This window comes from Pseudomonas sp. Kh14, from assembly GCF_900291005.1.
In the GTDB taxonomy this organism is placed as follows: domain Bacteria; phylum Pseudomonadota; class Gammaproteobacteria; order Pseudomonadales; family Pseudomonadaceae; genus Aquipseudomonas; species Aquipseudomonas alloputida.
Genome location: NZ_OLKJ01000219.1, coordinates 1 through 250, shown reverse-complemented (window position 1 = coordinate 250; position 250 = coordinate 1). Strand labels below are relative to the sequence as shown.

1 pseudogene is annotated in these 250 nt (G+C 75.6%); it reads left to right on the top strand.

The window, feature by feature from the left end:
• A pseudogene (locus FQ668_RS28720) lies at nucleotides 1–250 on the top strand (hypothetical protein); the annotation flags it as partial.

Genomic DNA, 250 nt, shown 5'->3' with positions numbered 1-250 from the left:
GTTCGGCCCGGTGTTCGCCAAAGCGCTGGCCAAGAACCCGGGGGCCCGCTACGAGACCTGTTCGGACTTCGCCGCGGCCCTGCACAACGCGCTCACCCCCGGCACCGGCGCGGCACGGCACCGTCGGGCCGAGCCGCCACCGCGGCGGCGGACCGCCCTGTTCGTGGCGGCCGGCCTGGTCGCTGTCGCTCTCGCCGCCGGGTTGGTCGCGGCGCTGAGAATCGGCCACCACACCACCGGCCACCACACC